At 75.7% G+C, this 984-nt stretch carries 1 protein-coding gene and 1 pseudogene; both read left to right on the forward strand.

Translation table 11 applies throughout. The features are described 5' to 3' along the window. Positions 1-143: 143 nt before the first annotated feature. On the forward strand, positions 144-602 hold the full coding sequence (locus tag SZN_RS37190) for a DUF3093 domain-containing protein (protein WP_007506557.1): 459 nt from the start codon (positions 144-146) through the stop codon (positions 600-602). 33 nt (positions 603-635) lie between these two features. Then, positions 636-984 (forward strand): annotated as a pseudogene (locus tag SZN_RS37195) (hypothetical protein); the annotation flags it as partial.

Consider the following 984-nt stretch of genomic DNA (forward strand, 5'->3'; position numbering starts at 1 on the left):
GGGGGACACCGGAACCAGGTCCGGCGAGGGCCCTCCTCCGAGGAGCCCCGGGCCACCGCCCACGACCGACGGCCACCCGATCCGCCTCGCGCCCCCGTTGAACAGCCCCCTCAGCCTCCTCCGTATACGACAAGGTGACAGCAGTGACCACGCGCAACGCACTCTCCTACGAGGAGCGCCTGAGCGCTCCCAAGGTCTGGTGGGGCATCGCCGCCCTCTTCGGCCTGTCCATGGCCCTGGTCTTCCTGCCCTACGGCGGGATCGCCGCCCTCATCGCGATGGCGGTCGGCCTCGGCGTGGCCGGATCGGCCGTCAGTTCGCAGGGCAACCTGCGCATCCGCGTCACCTCCGACCTGCTCGTCATCGGTGACGCCCGCATCCCGCTGACCGCGCTCGGCGAGCCCGAGGTCCTGGAGGGCGAGGAGGCGCGCGCCTGGCGGACGTACAAGGCCGACATGCGCGCCCACCTGGCGATGCGCAGCTACATCACGACGGCCGTCCGCGTCGAGGTCGTCGACCCCGACGACCCGACGCCGTACATCTACGTCTCCACCCGCACGCCCCAGCTGCTCGCAGACGCCCTGCGCGGCCCGTCGGACTGACGCGCGGCGGCCGAGGGCGGAAGAGGGGTGACCGTGGCAGGTGAGCGCACGACGGCGGGGAGCGGCCCGGACCCGCGGCCCGATCGTGCGCTGCCGTGCGCGCGGGCCGCACTGCTCGCGCTCGCCGGGAGTGTGCCCGCCTCGCTCGGTCACCGGGCCCCGGCCGCGGTCACGGTGCCCTGGCGGCTGGTGGCCGTCTTCACCGTGATCCAGTCCGCGGTGGTCCGTCGCCGCGTACGCCGCACTCTCTCCCTGCCGGTGGCCGCCCGCTGCCCGCTCGCGGCGCGGGGCGGCCCGCACCCGCCCCTGACCCCGGCGGGCGGCGGTCCGCGGGACGGCCGTCACACCGGGCCCCCGCTCCGGGGCCACGCGGTGACCGCGC

The sequence above is a fragment of the Streptomyces zinciresistens K42 genome, assembly GCF_000225525.1.
Lineage (GTDB): Bacteria > Actinomycetota > Actinomycetes > Streptomycetales > Streptomycetaceae > Streptomyces > Streptomyces zinciresistens.